Annotated in this window: 16 protein-coding genes; 6 read left to right on the top strand and 10 right to left on the bottom strand. The window is 62.8% G+C overall.

Annotated elements, in window-relative coordinates; all coding sequences use genetic code 11:
- Window positions 1-37: 37 nt before the first annotated feature.
- Window positions 38-976 carry a hypothetical protein gene (locus AC0L2O_RS11560; RefSeq protein WP_473369797.1) on the bottom strand — a complete coding sequence of 313 codons (939 nt, stop codon included), beginning with the start codon at window positions 974-976 and terminating at the stop codon, window positions 38-40.
- Between the two features lie 299 nt (window positions 977-1275).
- Here AC0L2O_RS11560 and AC0L2O_RS11555 point away from each other — a divergent pair, with 299 nt between their 5' ends.
- Window positions 1276-2085: an ABC transporter substrate-binding protein gene (locus AC0L2O_RS11555; RefSeq protein WP_473369796.1), complete on the top strand. Its 810-nt coding sequence runs from the start codon at window positions 1276-1278 to the stop codon at window positions 2083-2085.
- On the opposite strand, the gene AC0L2O_RS11550 is transcribed toward AC0L2O_RS11555, so the two are convergent.
- Window positions 2059-2757 (bottom strand): ABC transporter permease, encoded by a 699-nt coding sequence (locus tag AC0L2O_RS11550; protein ID WP_369726695.1) that lies wholly within the window; start codon window positions 2755-2757, stop codon window positions 2059-2061. The genes AC0L2O_RS11555 and AC0L2O_RS11550 overlap by 27 nt on opposite strands.
- A gap of 419 nt (window positions 2758-3176) precedes the next feature.
- On the opposite strand from AC0L2O_RS11550, the gene AC0L2O_RS11545 reads away from it, so the two are divergent.
- Together AC0L2O_RS11545 and AC0L2O_RS11540 are read left to right on the top strand one after the other, a co-directional pair.
- Window positions 3177-4028: a 3-hydroxybutyryl-CoA dehydrogenase gene (locus tag AC0L2O_RS11545; protein WP_473369795.1), complete on the top strand. Its 852-nt coding sequence runs from the start codon at window positions 3177-3179 to the stop codon at window positions 4026-4028.
- A gap of 137 nt (window positions 4029-4165) precedes the next feature.
- Window positions 4166-4630, top strand: coding sequence for a group III truncated hemoglobin (locus AC0L2O_RS11540; protein WP_369722295.1), 465 nt, complete (start codon window positions 4166-4168; stop codon window positions 4628-4630).
- On the opposite strand, the gene AC0L2O_RS11535 is transcribed toward AC0L2O_RS11540, so the two are convergent.
- The gene (locus AC0L2O_RS11535) at window positions 4612-4944 is read right to left on the bottom strand and encodes a hypothetical protein (protein WP_473369908.1); all 333 of its coding nucleotides are present in this window, start codon (window positions 4942-4944) and stop codon (window positions 4612-4614) included. The two genes, AC0L2O_RS11540 and AC0L2O_RS11535, sit on opposite strands and share 19 nt — an antisense overlap.
- Here AC0L2O_RS11535 and AC0L2O_RS11530 point away from each other — a divergent pair.
- Together AC0L2O_RS11530 and AC0L2O_RS11525 are read left to right on the top strand one after the other, a co-directional pair.
- Window positions 4895-5554 (top strand): QcrA and Rieske domain-containing protein, encoded by a 660-nt coding sequence (locus AC0L2O_RS11530; protein ID WP_369722296.1) that lies wholly within the window; start codon window positions 4895-4897, stop codon window positions 5552-5554. The genes AC0L2O_RS11535 and AC0L2O_RS11530 overlap by 50 nt on opposite strands.
- Window positions 5555-5660: 106 nt before the next feature.
- Window positions 5661-7388, top strand: a complete 1728-nt coding sequence (locus AC0L2O_RS11525; RefSeq protein ID WP_409187757.1) for a methanol/ethanol family PQQ-dependent dehydrogenase — start codon at window positions 5661-5663, stop codon at window positions 7386-7388.
- A gap of 223 nt (window positions 7389-7611) precedes the next feature.
- On the opposite strand, the gene AC0L2O_RS11520 is transcribed toward AC0L2O_RS11525, so the two are convergent.
- From AC0L2O_RS11520 to xoxF5, 7 genes are all read right to left on the bottom strand, one after another.
- Window positions 7612-7872, bottom strand: a complete 261-nt coding sequence (locus AC0L2O_RS11520; RefSeq protein ID WP_369722298.1) for a hypothetical protein — start codon at window positions 7870-7872, stop codon at window positions 7612-7614.
- A 56-nt stretch (window positions 7873-7928) separates the two neighbouring features.
- Window positions 7929-10241 carry a xanthine dehydrogenase family protein molybdopterin-binding subunit gene (locus AC0L2O_RS11515; RefSeq protein WP_473369794.1) on the bottom strand — a complete coding sequence of 771 codons (2313 nt, stop codon included), beginning with the start codon at window positions 10239-10241 and terminating at the stop codon, window positions 7929-7931.
- A 1-nt stretch (window position 10242) separates the two neighbouring features.
- Entirely contained in the window at window positions 10243-10695 is a 453-nt protein-coding gene (locus tag AC0L2O_RS11510; RefSeq protein ID WP_369726696.1) for a (2Fe-2S)-binding protein, read from the bottom strand.
- Between the two features lie 655 nt (window positions 10696-11350).
- The gene (gfa, locus tag AC0L2O_RS11505; protein ID WP_473369793.1) at window positions 11351-11914 is read right to left on the bottom strand and encodes an S-(hydroxymethyl)glutathione synthase; all 564 of its coding nucleotides are present in this window, start codon (window positions 11912-11914) and stop codon (window positions 11351-11353) included.
- Window positions 11915-11947: 33 nt separating this feature from the next.
- Window positions 11948-13057: an S-(hydroxymethyl)glutathione dehydrogenase/class III alcohol dehydrogenase gene (locus tag AC0L2O_RS11500; RefSeq protein WP_369722301.1), complete on the bottom strand. Its 1110-nt coding sequence runs from the start codon at window positions 13055-13057 to the stop codon at window positions 11948-11950.
- A 58-nt stretch (window positions 13058-13115) separates the two neighbouring features.
- A complete protein-coding gene (locus AC0L2O_RS11495) occupies window positions 13116-13607 on the bottom strand; it encodes a c-type cytochrome, methanol metabolism-related (protein ID WP_473369904.1) in 492 nt (163 codons plus the stop codon).
- Between the two features lie 110 nt (window positions 13608-13717).
- Complete coding sequence (gene xoxF5, locus AC0L2O_RS11490) at window positions 13718-15523, bottom strand: lanthanide-dependent methanol dehydrogenase XoxF5 (protein WP_409187760.1); 1806 nt, start codon at window positions 15521-15523, stop codon at window positions 13718-13720.
- 517 nt (window positions 15524-16040) lie between these two features.
- Here xoxF5 and AC0L2O_RS11485 point away from each other — a divergent pair.
- Complete coding sequence (locus tag AC0L2O_RS11485) at window positions 16041-17009, top strand: helix-turn-helix domain-containing protein (RefSeq protein ID WP_473369792.1); 969 nt, start codon at window positions 16041-16043, stop codon at window positions 17007-17009.
- Window positions 17010-17109: the final 100 nt, after the last annotated feature.

The following is a 17109-nucleotide window of genomic DNA, read 5'->3' as shown; positions in this document are numbered from 1 at the left end:
CGAGGTGCTGGCGTCCGATTGACCGACGGGCAGACGATCAGGCGAGAGCGGCCTGTCGTTCCCGCACCGGTTCGCGGACCCGGCCGGAGGTCTGTGGTTCGGCGAGCCGGGTGAAGCTGCGTTTGTCTCCGTGTGCTGGCGCTTCGACGATGACGCCTTCGCAGACAATCTGGCCGCCGAGCATTTTGAATTCCAGCTTGTCGTAGCGCGGTAAGTTTTCGCCGGGCGCCGGCGGCAGCAGTTCGACGCGGCCCTGGATGTTCAGCGTAGCGTCGCCGGTGCCATGGAGCCGTGGATTCCACATTCTGATCCCGGTCTCAGCCCAGCGCTGCCGGATCAGCGTGGTGCGATCGATGGCGTCCGCGACTCTTGCGCGAGCGTTCGGCGCCTCGCGGATCTCCGGAGCAGGCGACACGAGGACTGGGGACAGAAGAACAGTCTGAAGCTCGATGCTCGTCGAGACTGCGAGGGAGTCCGCGAAACAGGCCGGAGCCGTCTCGACCTCGACAGGCGAGACGAAGGCGTCGTTCGCAACCACGGGCTCGACGTGCGTCGGAAGTTCGGAAGAGGCATCGGCAGCGATGATGAGTTCCGCGATCTCGGCCGGCTCGTCGTCGACGTCAGACGAGACCGAAGCCTCTGCTTCCACGATCGACTCGATGTCCAGGAGTGCCATATCAGATGGATCGTCGCCGACCTGGCTATCGGACGGCGCGGCCGATGGGCTCTCCGCGATGACAGAGAGGTTCGAGTGATCCTCTGTGACCACGTTGCCGGCGCCGTGCAACGCCTCGGTGCTGATGCTGGTCTCGAGAGCCAGAGCGGCGTTCGCAATTTCGACGATCACGGCCGGCTGCTCGTCCGCGACGATCGGCGCTACATCAATGCTGCCGCTGTGCGGCAAGGGCCGAAGCCGAGTGAGCGCCCATTTCACCGCGGGAATGCGGCGCAGCAACGATATTAGTCTCGAAAGCACTGGGAGTTGTCCACGTGATACTCAGCTTGAGGCCATCGCTGATTCGCCAGCAATGCAAAAACTGCCCCGGTCGTCACATCGCTGTCAATGTAGGTGGGACCAATTGCAGAACATCCACGCATCCGCAGCGTGCGAGAGAAAACGAAAGCGACGTCGCGCGTGCGCCCGCGATGTAACGTTTCGGCATGCTCTCGCGGGTTCAAAAGCCGTGGGGTAAGCCTGAGCAGCGACTCGGGGTTTTCGGAATCTGTCCCGCAGAGTAATCTCGATCGCCAATTGTCCGCATTGGGAACGATCGCATGAGAAAAATTGCCGCCATCGGAATGGCTCTGCTCTGGTCCACCGTCGCCTTTGCGCAGGATCGCACCATTACCGTGGCTTCGACGACGTCGACGGAGCAGTCTGGCCTGTTTGGCTATCTGCTGCCCCTGTTCTCGAAGGCCGAGGGTATCAACGTGAGGGTCGTGGCCGTCGGCACCGGCCAGGCGCTGGACATCGGCCGGCGCGGCGACGCCGACGTGGTGTTTGTTCATGACAGGCCTGCGGAAGACAGGTTCATGTCCGAAGGACAGGGCGTGAAGCGCTTCGACGTCATGTACAACGATTTCATCATTGTCGGGCCGCGGAGCGATCCCGCGCAGATCGCCGGCGGCAAGGACGTAGCCGAGGCGCTGCGCAAGATCGCGGCTGCGAAAGCGCCTTTCATCTCGCGGGGCGACAAGTCCGGCACGCATGCGGCGGAGCTGAGGCTGTGGAAGGAGGCAGGCGTCGACGTCGCCGCCGGCAAGAACAGCTGGTACCGCGAGATCGGCCAGGGCATGGGACCGGCGCTGAACATGGCCTCCTCGTCGAACGCTTACCTTCTGTCGGACCGCGGCACATGGCTGTCGTTCAAGAACCGCGGCGAGCTCGCGGTCTTGACCGAGGGCGACAAGCGGCTCTTCAATCAATACGGCGTCATGCTGGTGAATCCGGAAAAACATCCGAACGTGAAAGCGCAGGATGGGCAGGCGTTCATCGACTGGCTGGTTTCGCCGAAGGGGCAGGAAGCGATCGTCAGCTACAGGGTCGGCGGCGAGCAGCTATTTTTCCCCAACGCGTCCCACTAGCAGGAAGGCGACGGTCGAGACTGCGACGCTGAGCGCAAGCAGGATCAGTCCCAATCCGAGCGCGAGCGGCAGATCTCCCTTGCTGGTTTCGAGCGCGATGGCGGTTGTCATCGTGCGGGTGAAGCCACGGATGTTGCCGCCGACGACGATGATGGCGCCGACCTCCGCGATCGCGCGTCCGAAGGCTGCGAGAAAGGCCGTCAGCAGCGACGTCCGGCCGAGCGCAAACAGCAAGCCGATGCTGCGCATCGTCGACAGACCGTCGATCCGCGCCAGATCGCCATATTCGGCCCATAGCAAGCTCGCCGGCCTGTGCACCAGCGCCACCACGATCGGCGTAGCGAGCAACGTTTGCGCGATCACCATGGCGGTCGGCGTGAACAGCAATCCGGCAGCCCCAAGCGGGCCGGACCGCGACAGCACAAGATAGAGCCCCAGTCCGACCACAACCGGTGGAAGTCCGAGCAGCGCATTGGTCAGCACGACGATCACCTGCCGTCCGCGGAAGCGAACGATCGCAAGAAACGCCCCGAACGGCGCGCCGATGATCAGCGCAATGATACTGGCGGCGAGGCTGACGCGCACCGACAGCGCGACGATCCCGAGCAGCTCGGCATCGGCTTCGCCGATCAGGGTAAAAGCAGCGCCAACGGCTCGCGTGAAATCGCTCATCCGGCCCGGCGCTTCCGAGTCGGACATGAGACGTCCGGACAGTTGATATCGAGGCTCCGAAGCCGCTTCACGGATTGTCCCTTGCGACTCTCGTCGACGTTCACAGAATACCCGGCAGCGTCGGTTTGGGCACTCGATTCGTTCGGAAGCAGACGGCCACTGCCGTGCTGCGTCCATCGAAGTTCGGTTTATCGGATTCGGTGGTCGCGGCCGAGTGGCGCAGAGGAGGGGTCAACCGCGAGCTACAAAGGCCAAATCATGCCTTTTCCGATCAACAGGCGGCTTTATTCCCGCCACCGATGGGTTAAGGAAGGGCCTAGCGGACGCGGACACGATCGCAGGCGGCGTGCCGGTCGAAACAAGGTCAAACCGGGCCCGGCTCCTGCGGGGCTGTGCCCGATAGAGGAGAAGGACAGGTTATGATCCAAAACGTTGGTATCATCGGGGCAGGGACCATGGGCAACGGCATCGCCCAGATCTGTGCCGCGGCCGGGCTCTCGGTGGTGATGGTCGACATCTCCGATGCGGCGGTGAGCCGTGGTGTCGCCACCGTCGGCGGCAGCCTCGAGCGCCTGGTCAAGAAGGAGAAGATGTCGCCGGCCGACCGCGAGGCCACGCTCAAGCGCATCACCGGCACGACCGACCGCGCCAAGCTTGTCGATTGCGATCTCGTCATCGAGGCCGCGACCGAGAACGAGGAGCTCAAGGTCAAGATCCTGAAGGACCTCTGCGCGACGCTGTCGCCGCGCACGCTGCTTGCGACCAACACCTCGTCGATCTCGATCACCAAGCTTGCCGCCGCGACCGATCGCCCCGACCGCTTCATCGGCATGCACTTCTTCAATCCGGTCCCGGTGATGGTGCTGCTGGAACTCATCCGCGGCTTGCAGACCTCGGACGACACTCACGCCAAGGCGCTCGATTTCGCCAAGCGCGTCGGCAAGGTGGCGATCACGGCCAAGAACAGCCCGGGCTTCGCGGTGAACCGCATCCTCTGCCCGATGATCAACGAGGCGATCTTCGCGCTTCAAGAAGGGATCGCGACGGCGGAAGAAATCGATGCCGGCATGAAGCTCGGCTGCAACCATCCGATCGGGCCGTTGGCGCTCGCCGATCTGGTCGGCCTCGACACCATGCTTTCGGTGATGGAGGTCTTTTATAAAGGCTTCAACGACCCCAAATACCGTCCAGCGCCCTTGCTCAAGGAAATGGTCGATGCCGGCCATCTCGGTCGCAAGACCGGGCAGGGCTTTTATACCTACAGCGCCTGATCATGGCGCCGGCGGCGGGCATCGAACGCCCGCCGCTTGTCCCGCAAATTTGCGCTGCGACAAAGACGTCGCGCGCGATTGTCCCGACAATGTGGCGCGGGCGGCCTGCGGGAACAATTGAACGGATAGAAAACGACATGTCGGATCGATTGAAAGCCGAGCGGCAAGCTGCGGCCGAGCGGCGGAACCTGCTGGTCCAGGACGCGATCGAGCGTACCGGGATCACGGAAGAGATGATCGGGGAACTCGTCACCCGCTTCTACGGACGCGTGCGCGAGGACGCTTTGCTGGGGCCGGTGTTTGCCATCGTGCAAGATTGGGACGAGCATCTCGGCAAGCTCAAGAACTTCTGGTCCTCGGTCGTGCTGATGACCGGCCGGTATCAGGGTTCGCCGATGCGCGCGCACATGCCGCTGAGCCTCGTGGGCGATCATTTCGACCGCTGGCTCGACCTGTTCGAGCAGACCGCGCGCGAAGTCTGTCCCCCGCCGGCGGCTGCGTTGTTCATCGACAAGGCACGGCGCATCGCCGATAGTTTTGAAATGGCATCGGCAACGATGGCGGGCCGCATCGCCTCGCCGCGTCACGTGCTCCGCTCGTAAACTGCAAATGCCTGCCACAGAAACGTGCAGCCGCGTTGATGTTGGCAGACATCACGGCGCACGTTGGCGCGTTGCACCAATTCCAACATCATCGGTCTGATCTGCAAAATCATCATGCCGGTCGCGTGGCATGACGTTGCAATTGCAAAAAGCGCGCTTGAATGCGCGAATTCGTATTCAATCCCCGCGAGCAAATCACATTGACGCACTGCGGTGCGAAATCTCCGCCTTTTTTTCGGCAGAGTTCCAGCGCCTGCTAGATGCATGTCGAATTCATCATTCAACATCGCCTCAACAACATCATCGTCGGACACCACGCCGGAACCTGACGTGGATGCGTCTGCGGAACAAACGCGTCGAACGCTCCTGCTTGGTGCGCTCGCCAGCTCCGTCTGCCTCGGATGTTCGACGCAGGTGCGCGCCGGCGAGGACGCCCCCGGCTCGGACGAGCGGCCGCAGAAGGGCGACCTGCTCGTCTTCTCCGAAGGCGATCAGGAAGGCAAGCCAGTCAGCGCCGCCGACCTGCCGACCGGCGGTCCGCCGGTGCACGCCTGGCCGAAGGATCCGAAGACATCGGTCGTGCGTAGCGGATCGCGGCTGAACGAGATCCTGATCATCCGGCTAGACCCCGCCGAGCTCGACGAGCAGACCCGCGCCCGCGCCGTCGACGGCATCATCGCCTATTCGGCGATCTGTTCCCATGCCGGCTGTCCCGTCACTGCCTGGGTCAAGAGCGATGTCGGCGACAAGGAGGTGTTCAAATGCATGTGCCACAACTCCGAATACGACCCCCGCGCGGGCGCGCAGGTCGTGTTCGGGCCGGCGCCGCGACGGCTGGCCGCACTGCCGCTGGCGCTCGCTGACGGCTCGCTCAGCGTTGCCGGCAACTTCGTCGGAAAGGTAGGTGCCCAGCAGCAGGGATAACGACCGCGGGTCGCGCCCGCGTCACGACAGGCCGTCCGCGCGTTGCGCGGGTGACGAGACAACGAAAAAGAATTCACAAACGAATTCATCAAAAGGGGATACGTCCATGACCAGGAAGCAATGGTTACTGTCCGGCTTCGTCGCCTTCACCTGCATCGCCTCGACCGCCGCTGTTGCGGGCCCGATCGAGAGCTATTCTCCGGTGACCGCGCAGCGCCTGGAGAATCCGGAACCCGGCAACTGGATGCTCTACCGCCGCACCTATGACGGGCAGGGCTACAGCCCGCTCGACCAGATCAACACCACCAACGTCAAGGATCTCACGCCGGTCTGGACGTTCGCCACCGGGGTCGTCGAAGGCCACGAGGCGCCGCCGATCGTTAATAACGGCGTGATGTTCGTGGCGACCCCGATGGGGCAGGTGATCGCGCTGAACGCGAAAACCGGTGACGAATATTGGCGCTACAAGCGGCAACTCCCGGACGACCTTTTTCAGTTGCATCCGACCAGCCGCGGTGTCGGCCTGTGGGAGGACAAGCTCTACCTCGCCACCACTGACGACCATGTCGTCGCGCTCGATGCCAAGACCGGCAAGGTGGTGTGGGACACCAAGGTGCAGGACTACAAGAAGGGCCAGTACATGACCCTGATGCCGCTCGTCGTCGATGGCAAGGTCATCGTCGGCGGTTCCGGAGGCGAGTTCGGCGTGCGCGGTTATGTTGCCGCCTACGATGCCAACGACGGTAAGGAATTGTGGCGGACCTTCACCATCCCCGGCGAGGGCGAGCCCGGTCACGATACCTGGCAGGGCGAGGACTGGAAGAATGGCGGCGGCTCGGCCTGGATGACCGGCACCTACGACAAGGATACCAAGACGATCTATTGGGGCGTCGGCAACGCCGCGCCGTGGCCCGGCGAAATGCACCCCGGCGATAATCTCTATACCTCCTCGGTGCTCGCGCTCGACCCAGGCAACGGCAAGATCAAGACTTATCACCAGTACCACCAGAACGATTCCTGGGACTGGGACGAGGTCGACGCACCGATGCTGGTGGATTTGCAACGCGATGGCCGCAGCATCAAGAGCCTGATCCACCCCGGACGCGATGCGATCTTCTGGATTCTCGAACGCACGCCGACCAAGATCAATTACATCGCCGGCTGGCCGTTCGTGTCGACTGACGTCTGGAAGGGTATCGACGCCGAGAGCGGCAAGCCGATCCTCGATCCCGCACACAAGCCGGTGGTCGGCAAGCGCGTCGAATTCTGTCCGTCACTGTGGGGCGGCAAGGACTGGCCGTCGGCGGCCTATAGCCAGAAGACAGGTCTCGTCTATGTGCCCGCGAACGAGAACTTCTGTGGCGGCTTCACCGGTGAGAAGATTCCGCTCAAGCCCGGCGAACTCTGGCTCGGCACCAAGCCGGAGGATATCGGGCTGAAGACCAAGCCGGGCGCCGACCATTTCGGCGAGCTCCAGGCCTGGGATCCCGCGACGGGCAAGAAGGTGTGGCAGCACAACTTCCCGAAGTCGCAGCTGTTCGGCTCGGTGACGGCGACCGCGGGCGATCTCATCTTCGCCGGCGGCACCAACGATCGCAACTTCCGCGCCTTCAACGCCAAGACAGGCGAAGTGTTGTGGGAGCAGAAGACCAACTCCGGCATCATGGGCATGCCGGTGTCTTATGAGATCGACGGCACGCAATACATCGCGATCCAGTCCGGCTGGGGCGTGGACGCGCAGCGTATCCAGGACGCGCTCGCGACCAACAATATCGGGATCGAGTCCAACGTGCCGCAAGGCGGCGTGGTCTGGGTGTTCGCGCTGAAGAAATAAGCTCCGCGGCGGATCGAAGAAGGCGGAGCGGGGGCGAGCAAATGCGGCGGACGGCAACGTCCGCCGCATTTTTGCGTGTGCCTCGTCATAAGTTCGACGCTCGCGCCACGAACTCGTCATGCCCGGGTTTATCCCGGGCATCCACGTTCTTTGCACCCGTGCAGATCGTGGATGGCCGGGATAAACCCGGGCATGACGAAATCGGGACCTGAGCGCGCCAGATCTATTTGCCCTCGCGTTCGACCTTGTCTCTCGCCTTCTGGTTCATCTCGCGAACCTTCGGATCCGGACTGGTCTGCCCCGTCGTCTGCGTCGTCGAGGCAGGCGGAGCGTTGGCGTTGGGGAGCGAGTTCTGGTCTGGTGCTGCGGGGCGCGTCGCCGTGGTCGGCGGGGTCGCGCTGCCTTGTGCGTACGCGCTCGCGACGGCAAAGGAGAAGGCGCCCGACAGCACCAAGACCGCGAGCGCCTTTGAGATGTTGGTCATCGATCTGCTCCTGTGAGATCGATGGAAACGGCGCGACGCCGCTTAATGTTCCCGCCTCATGCCTCCAATTGCTTCCCGATCGGAAGCGCGCGGATGCGCTTTCCGGTCGCCGCGAAGATCGCATTCATCAGCGCAGGCGCGAACGGCGGCACGCCGGGCTCGCCGACGCCGCTGGGCGGCGTGTCGAGTCCGGGCGGGACGATGTAGACGTTGGTCACCAGCGGCGATTCATCGATCCTGATGACCTGGAAGTCGTCAAAGTTCTTCTGCTCCACCTTGCCGTCCTTGAAGGTGACCGCGCCGTATTTGGCGAGGCTCAGCCCCATGATCGCCGCGCCTTCGATCTGGGAGGTGATGCGCTCGGGATTGACATAGGTGCCGCAATCAATCGCGGTATCAACCCGCGGCACCGTCAGCTTGCCCTTGTCGTCGACAGCGACCTCGACGATGGTGGCGATGTAGCTGACGAAGCTGCGGTGCACGGCGATGCCGAGGCCGTGACCCTTGGGCACCTGACGTCCCCATTCGCCCTTATCGGCGACCAGCTCGACCACCTTGCGCAGGCGCGCGGTGTCGATCGGATAGCTGTCATAGGGCTCGCCATAGTTCCAGAGGTCCTTCACCGCCGGCTTGACGATGCGCGGACTTCCGATCAGCGCGAGCAGCGTCTCCTTCTGGTCGCGCCCGGTCGCTTGCGCGATCTCGCCGACCATCGATTGCACGGCGAACGCGCGCGGGATGTTGGAGACCGAGCGGAACCAGCCGATACGGGTGTGCGCGGCCGCTTCCGGGTTCTCGCAAGAGACATTGGCGATCTCGAACGGCATGTCGACGAGGCCCATGCCGAGTTCGAAAGACGCCTGATGCACCGTTCCGGCCGCAAACGTCGAGGCGATGCTGGGCGCCACGCTGCGGTGGCGCCAGGCAATCACCTTGCCGTCCTTGTCCAGACCCGCCTCGATCCGCTCGACCGAGACGGTGTGCAGGAAGTCGTGATGGAGGTCGTCCTCACGTGTCCATTGCACCTTGACGGGGACGCCGAGTTCCTTGGACAGGAGCGCGGCTTCTAGCGCGAAGTCGCATTTCGACTTGCGGCCGAAGCCGCCGCCGAGCAGCGTGACGTTGACCGTGACGTTCTGCTCGGGAATGCCGAGCGTCTTGGCGACGTCCTCGCGGGTGCCGCCCGGGCTCTGCACCGGCGCCCATATCTCGGCCTTGTCGCCTTTGACATCGGCGACCGCCACCGGCGGCTCCATGCTGACATGGGCGAGATGGGGGATGTAGTACTCGCCGACGATCACCTTGTCGGCGCTCTTCAGGGCGGCATCCGCATCGCCCTCCTTGCGCACGACGAGACCCGGTTTGCGCGAGGCCTCTTCGAGCTCCTTCCGGTAGGCCACCGAGTCATATTTGCCGTTCGCCCCATCGTCCCAAACGAGCTTCAGGGCATCGCGGCCCTTGATCGCCGCACCGGTATTGCGTGCAATCACGGCGACGCCGCCAAGCGGCTGGAATTTCGACGGCCAGGGCCAGCCGCGCACTTCCATCACCTTCTCGACCCCGGAGACCTTCATCGCCTCAGCCGGATCGAACGAGACCAGTTTACCGCCGGTGACCGGCGGCCGCGCGATCACGGCGTATTTCATGCCGGGCAGGCGCACGTCGGCGCCGTAGCCTGCCTTGCCGGTGGTGATGTCGTGGAGATCGACGATGCCGATCTGGCCCTTGGTCAGGTAGCGGAAGTCCTTGGGGTCCTTCAGCTTGAGACCTTCGATGCTCGGCACCGATTCCTTGGCCGCGTCCGCGGCGAGCTCGCCGAAGCCGAGCTTGCGCCCGCTGGCGCTGTGGACCACCTCGTGGTTGACGGCCTTGACCTCGGTCGCCGGCACGCCCCAGCGTTTGGCTGCGGCCTGTTCCAGCATCGTGCGGGCAGATGCGCCGATCTGGCGCATCGGGATCAGATAGTGCCGCGTGCTGCGGGAGCCGTCGGTGTCCTGGTTGCCGAACTTGACTTCGTCGCCATGGGCCTGCTGGACCTTCACCTTCGACCAGTCAGCTTCCATCTCCTCGGCCACGATCAGCGGCAGGCTGGTGCGCACGCCGGTGCCCATCTCGGCGCGGTGTGCGACGATGGTGACGGTACCGTCGGGCGCGACCGCGACGAACACGCGCGGATCGACCACGACGCCATGAGGCATCTTTCCGGCGCCGGTCTCATAGGCAAAGGCCTGGCGCGACATCACGGGCGCGGCGAGCACGAAGCCGCCGGTGATGCCGAGCCCTTTCAGGATACTGCGGCGCGAGATTTTCTCGACCTTGACGTGCTTTTCGAAGCCGCGAAGCTTCCGGGGATTGTCGATGAAATTCATGTCACACTCCCGTCGATGCGAGATGGACTGCGTTCTCGATGCGTTGGTAGCAGCCACAGCGGCAGATATTGCCGGACATCGTCTCGCGAATCTGGTCGTGCGACGGCTTTGGATTGTCCATCAACAATGCCGCCGCCTGCATGATCTGTCCGGCCTGGCAGAAACCGCATTGCGGGACGTTGACCTGACGCCAGGCCTTCTGGACCGGATGATCGCCGGTCGGATGCAGCCCCTCGATCGTGGTGACCTCGCGTCCGGCGACGTCATTGATCGATGTGATGCAGGAGCGCACGGCTTCCTTGTCGACGATGACCGTGCAGGCGCCGCACAGGGCCTGGCCACAGCCGAACTTGGTGCCGGTCAGCCCGGCCTCGTCACGCAGGAACCAGAGTAGCGGGAGGTCCGGGTCGCCATCCCAGCTCTGTTCCTGGCCGTTGATCTTCACCTTGATCATGATCGTCCCTCGCTCTTCATAAGCTTTGCCGATTTTGGAATAGCCGACCTCGGTCGGCGCCATGGTCCCTGCATCATCGCAACCGCGTCCGAGCCCGTTATCCCGCGCGGGCAAATCCCGGCAGGGGGCATGAAGGGTGATCGCGATGTTCGGATGTGCTCGATACCTCCCGTGTTGTTCTTAATTGATTGAACTTCGCGCGGCATCGTCACGGCGCGACCGTAGCAGAGATCGGGCCGCCCCGGCATTCACAGCCGGTTGTCCTTGACGTGAACAGATTGCATCCGGGGTTTGTCAAAAGCAGGGCGCGGCAACACGTCACGCGTCCTGTGCGACTACAAAATTGTAATCGAGGTGAAAAAGCTTCGTCCGGCAGAGTGACTGCACGGACGAAGCAGGATGCCTCAGTCGAGGGAGGGAGAATCGCAGGACCCGCGGACTTCAAGGACAAAGTTCAGGGCATTGCGACGTCATTGAGAGACCAGGACTGAGACCCGAAGGCCCGCGAGCCAAGCACCACCACACGCAAAATGCAGTGGCGGCGACATCGCCGCGATCAACCGCCCGCGGTCATCTGCGCGATATGCTCGTCCGCTCGCCGGCGGTGGTCACTACCGGCGAGCTGATGGGGCCTAGCGGAGTCTGGCGGCCTTGTTCAGGCGGCTTTGGCTTTCGCTACGTGGGTCGCGATCGCGTCCATCAGCGCCGGCGACAGGCAATCATAGGACTCGAGCCCGATCTCCTTCAGGCGGGAACGGATGCCGGCCATCTGCTCCGGCTTCACGCCCGATTCGATCACCGACGAGACGAAGGCGGCGAATTGTGGTGCCTGGGAGCCCTGCTCCTGGAACAGCTCCGGATGGATGAAGTCGAGCCCGTAGAACGGATGATTCTTGTTCTCGATCCGGCCATACATGTGTGTGCCGCAGGCCTTGCAGGCGTGACGCTGGATCGCCGCGGAAGCATCGACGATCTGGAGCTTGTCGCCGTTCTCGAGCACGGTGACGTTCTGGCGCGGCACCACCGCGACGACAGAGAAATTCGCGCCCTGCGGCTTCCAGCACTTGGTGCAGCCGCAGGCGTGATTGTGGGCGACGTCGCCCTTGACGGCGACCTTGACCGGGCGGTCGCTGCATTTGCAGACCAGCGTGCCGCCGGCAAAGTGGCCGGTGCCTTGCTTGATGCCGTTGTCGATCGAGGGGTGGAGTGCAACAGTCATGGGTCGATCCTCCTTGGGTGTGACGCTTGCGAGCTAGAACACGACGACAGAACGGATAGACTTACCCTCGTGCATCAGGTCGAAGCCCTTGTTGATGTCTTCGAGCTTGAGCGTGTGGGTAATCATCGGATCGATCTGGATCTTTCCGTTCATGTACCAGTCGACGATCTTCGGCACGTCGGTGCGGCCGCGCGCACCGCCGAAGGCAGTTCCGCGCCAGTTGCGGCCGGTAACGAGCTGGAACGGACGGGTGGCGATCTCCTTGCCGGATTCCGCAACGCCGATGATGATCGAGGTGCCCCAGCCGCGATGACAGGCTTCCAACGCCTGGCGCATCACATTGGTGTTGCCGGTGCAGTCGAACGTGTAGTCGGCGCCGCCATCGGTAAGGTTGACGAGATGCGGAACGATGTCGCCGGTGATCTTCTTGGGATTGACGAAAGCCGTCATGCCGAACCTTCGGCCCCATTCCTCCTTGGAGTCGTTGATGTCGACGCCGATGATCTTGTCGGCGCCGGCCATCTTGGCGCCCTGGATGACATTGAGCCCGATGCCGCCGAGGCCGAACACGATGACGTTGGAGCCCGGCTCGACCTTCGCGGTGTTGACCACGGCGCCGACGCCGGTGGTGACGCCGCAGCCGATGTAGCAGCTCTTGTCGAAGGGCGCGTCCTCGCGGATCTTCGCCACCGCGATCTCCGGCAGCACCGTGAAGTTCGAGAAGGTCGAGCAGCCCATATAATGGTAGACCGGCTTGCCGTTGTAGGAGAAGCGGCTGGTGCCGTCGGGCATCACGCCCTTGCCTTGCGTCGCGCGGATCGCGGTGCAGAGATTGGTCTTCCGGCTCAAGCAGCTTTTGCACTGCCGGCATTCCGGCGTGTAGAGCGGAATGACGTGATCGCCCGGCTTCACCGAGGTCACGCCGGCGCCGATCTCACGGATAATGCCGGCGCCCTCGTGGCCCAGGATCGACGGGAAGATTCCCTCGCTGTCGAAGCCGTCGAGCGTGTAGGCATCGGTATGGCAGATGCCGGTCGCCTTGATCTCGACCAGGACTTCGCCGGCCTTCGGCCCTTCCAGATCGACTTCGACGATCTCGAGCGGCTTCTTGGCTTCGAAAGCGACGGCGGCACGTGTCTTCATCGTAAACTCCTCAAATTCTCATGGACGCCAGACTTAAGTCTCGGCCGGGACCAAACGTTCACTTCCTGCCCATGCACGAATCTTCGTTCTTGGTATAGGCGTCGTTCTTGTCGTCATGCTTGCTGGGACGGGCGCGACCCCAGGCCTCGTTGGAGCGGGCGCGCAGGTAGATGTAGAGATCGTCCATGTAGCAAGCGACGTTCGGATTATCGCCGAAAGCCGGCATCACGTTCTCCTGCGCGGTCGAGATGTTCTTGCGACCGGAGGCTACGACGCCGAGGAAATCGGCGTAGTTCATGGTCTTGAGCGAATCCTTCAGCGCCGGCGCATAGGTTGAGCCCATTCCGTCGGGGCCATGGCAGACATGGCAGTCCGAGTGATAGCGGCGGTATCCGGAATAGGTGTACCAGTCCACTGTGCCATCGGCCGAGATCTTGTAAGTCGGGTTACCCTCCTTATCGAGCCATTCCCCGGTTTCGTTCTGCTTGACGGCGGTCGGGTCACCCGACCCGTCCGCGATGGCAATTCCTCCGGACGCAACGAAGAACATCGCGGCAATGACAGAGCAGAATTTACGCAAGAGATTTTCCTCGTGGCGTTCGGTGGAGACGAGCCGGCGCGTGGAGTTGATCCACGCGCCGGAGCGATACGGAGTTGAGGTTAGTTGGTCGGCAGCGAGAACACGGTCAGCGTGCCGCCGAGCGCCGTGTAGTTGCTGAGCGCCGCATAACCACCGACTGCGCCAAGGCCCGCGGTCGGATCGGTCAGGCCCGCTGCCAAACCGATGCCGGCCCAGCCGCCCACGCCGGAGAGCACCGCGACGTACTGCTTGCCGCCGTTCTCATAGGTGGTGACGTTGCCGATGATCCCGGAAGGAGTCTTGAACTTGTAGAGCTCCTTGCCGGTCTTGGCGTCGACCGCCTTCAGGTAGCCTTCGAGCGTGCCGTAGAACACCACGCCGCCGGCGGTTGCGAGCGCACCCGACCAGACCGAGAACTGCTCCTTGTTCGACCACACGATCTTGCCGGTCTTGCCGTCCCAGGCGATGAAGTTACCCATATTGGTATCGCCCTGCGGCGGATACATCGAGAGCGTCGCGCCTACATAGGGCTGACCCGCGGTGTAGCTTACCTTGAACGGTTCGTAGTCCATGCAGACGTGGTTGGTCGGGACGTAGAACAGCTGCGTGTCCGGCGAGTAGGCTGCCGGCTGCTCGTCCTTGGTGCCGAGCGCGGCCGGGCAGATGCCCTTCACGTTGTGGTCCTCGCCCGCCTTGTCGGTCGAAGCGGCGTCGAGCACCTTCGGACGGCCGTAGGTGGCCGAGTTCTTGTCCATGTCGACGCCGGAGGTCCAGTTCACCTTCGGATCGTACTTCTCGGCAACCAGCAGTTCGCCGGTGGCGCGATCGAGCGTATAGCCGAGGCCGTTACGATCGAAATGCGTCAACAGCTTGCGCGGCTGGCCGTTGATCTGCTGGTCCGAGAGGATCATCTCGTTGACGCCGTCATAGTCCCATTCGTCATGGGGCGTCATCTGGTAGACCCACTTGGCCACGCCGGTGTCCGGGTTGCGCGCCCAGATCGTCATCGACCATTTGTTGTCGCCGGGGCGCTGCTTCGGGTTCCAGGTCGAGGGATTGCCGGACCCGTAGTAGACGAGATTGAGTTCTGGATCGTAGGAGATCCAGCCCCACGTGGCGCCGCCGCCGATCTTCCACTGATCGCCTTGCCAGGTCTTGAGGCTGGAGTCCTTGCCGATCGGCTTGCCGAGCGCGGTGGTCTTGTCGTCGACCAGGATCTGGTTGTCCGGGCCTTCCGAATAACCGCGCCAGACCTCCTTGCCGGTCTTGATGTCGTAGGCGGTCATGTGGGCCTGAACGCCAAACTCGCCGCCGGAAATGCCGACCAGCACCTTGTCCTTGATGACCATCGGCGCGGACGTACCTGTCTCGCCCTTGCTGGGATCGCCGTTCTTCGCGGACCAAGCAACCTGACCGGTCTTGGCGTCGAGCGCGACCAGGGTGGTGTCGGCCTGATGCAGGAAGATCTTTCCGTCGCCGTACGACAGGCCACGGTTGACGGTGTCGCAGCACATCACCGGGATGACGTTCGGGTCCTGCTTCGGCTCGTACCTCCAGACGATCTTGTTCTCCTGCGAAAGGTCAATGGCGTAGACCTTGTTCGGGAACGGTGTGTGGACGTACATCATGTTGCCGACGATCAGCGGGCCACCCTCATGGCCGCGCAGCACGCCGGTCGAGAAGGTCCAGGCCACCTGCAGCTTGCCGACATTTTGTGCATTGATCTGATTCAGCTTGGAATAGCGGGTATTGGCATAGTCGCCCGTCGGCATCACCCAGTCTTTCGGGTTCTGCGACATCTTGATCAACTCGTCATTGGCTGACGCGCTTCCGACGGCGAGAGCCGCTGCGGAGCCAAGAAATGTCGCCAGTAGCACCTTGCGCATAGTCGTTCCTCCGTTGGATTTCGTTTTATTGATTCCGAAGCGTTGCTTGATCGCCGGGCTTCTCGTCCAGCGTCTGCTCGTGCAGGGCGGTCTCGATTGGGACCGGAAACGATGCTGGGGTGTTTTCTCCTCCTGATGAGAGCCGCAGGTCCGCGTGCAGGAGCGGCCCGTCTTCTTTTTGTTCCTGCCGCAATTCCTAACGAGTTCGTCATGGGGAAACTTGCCCAAGAGAGAAGCCGGTTTGCTCGACAGCGCACGGACGCAAAGATTTTGATTTTGCAGCAGCGAATTCAGCGGCTTCCGCATCGCACCGCGCGCCGCGCCAGCGCTGATGTTCCACTTGACGGCGCGGCGACTAAGGCGGAGGATTAACTTTCAAGGGTGGCAACGGAACGATGGCGCACCGTTTCAAAGACCTCCCAAATTTGAGGTAAACGTCACGTAATCTCGGCTGAGGGCTTCGGCAGCGCTGCTCGCGATTCGTGTCGAACCTCGGATAAAACCAGCGGCTGGATTCATGTCCGACACAATTCACACGCTCTCAACGACCGGAATGACGCCGAAGAGGCAGATCCAGAGCTGGGTCGACGGGTTGACGAGTCTATGCGGCTATTTCGACGTTGATCCGCTGGAGGCGTCCTCGCTCGAAGGCCGCATCGACTACACCTCCGTCTCGCGCCTGAAACTTTGTCAGATCGAGGTGAGCCAGCATCGCATCGCGCACACGCTGGCGCGCGCCAAGGCCAATGAACATCCGTACATCAAGATCCACTTCCAGACCTACGGCGTGTCCTATTTCGAGCAGGAAGGCCGCCACATGGAGTTGAACCCGGGCGACATCATCGCGTACGACGTCTCCTGCCCGCATTCGATCATCAGCCCAGCCTTCACGCGCCACGACGTGGTGATCGTTCCGAAGTCACTGCTGCGCGATCGTGGATTCCCATCGCAACGGATGCCGGCCTGCAAGCTGTCGTCACGCACCGGCACGGGTCGGATCGCTCACGATTTCGTTCATGCCACCTTCGACGAGGCGGCAAAACTGTCCGCGAACAGCGCGGTCGGCGTCGCCGATTCGCTCATCGACCTGCTGCTTTTGCCGCTGCGGGAAGCCGACTCGATGTTGGATCGGGTCGGGCCCGAGGCGATGTATGTGCGCGCTCAGTTCTTCATCCGCGAGCACCTGCGCGATCCGGATCTGTGCATCGACGAGATCTCCACCGAACTCGGCTGCTCCAAGCGCTATCTGCACATGCTGTTCTCCGAGCGCGGCACCACGGTGAGCGACTACATTTGGCAGGCACGCTTGCAGAACTGCCGCCAGGAGCTCGAGGCTCACGCAGGCAAGACCATTACCGATGTCGCGTTCTCCTGGGGCTTCTCCAGCTCATCGCATTTCAGCCGCGTGTTCCGGAAATATTTCGGCGTGGTGCCGTCCTCGATCCACAAGATGCAGCACGGCGCGGCGGCCGTCGGGGAGAACTAGACGCAGGGCGGGCAGTTCTCTTCGGGCATCGCCGACGGGCCGGTGAGGCCAGTAGCGCCGTAGCTGCCTATCGCTAACCGCATCGTGCGTCATTGCGAGA

Source organism: Bradyrhizobium sp. Kon10 (assembly GCF_055807395.1).
The sequence above is the reverse complement of the archived record's forward strand: the minus strand, read 5'-3'. Positions and strand labels throughout refer to the sequence as shown.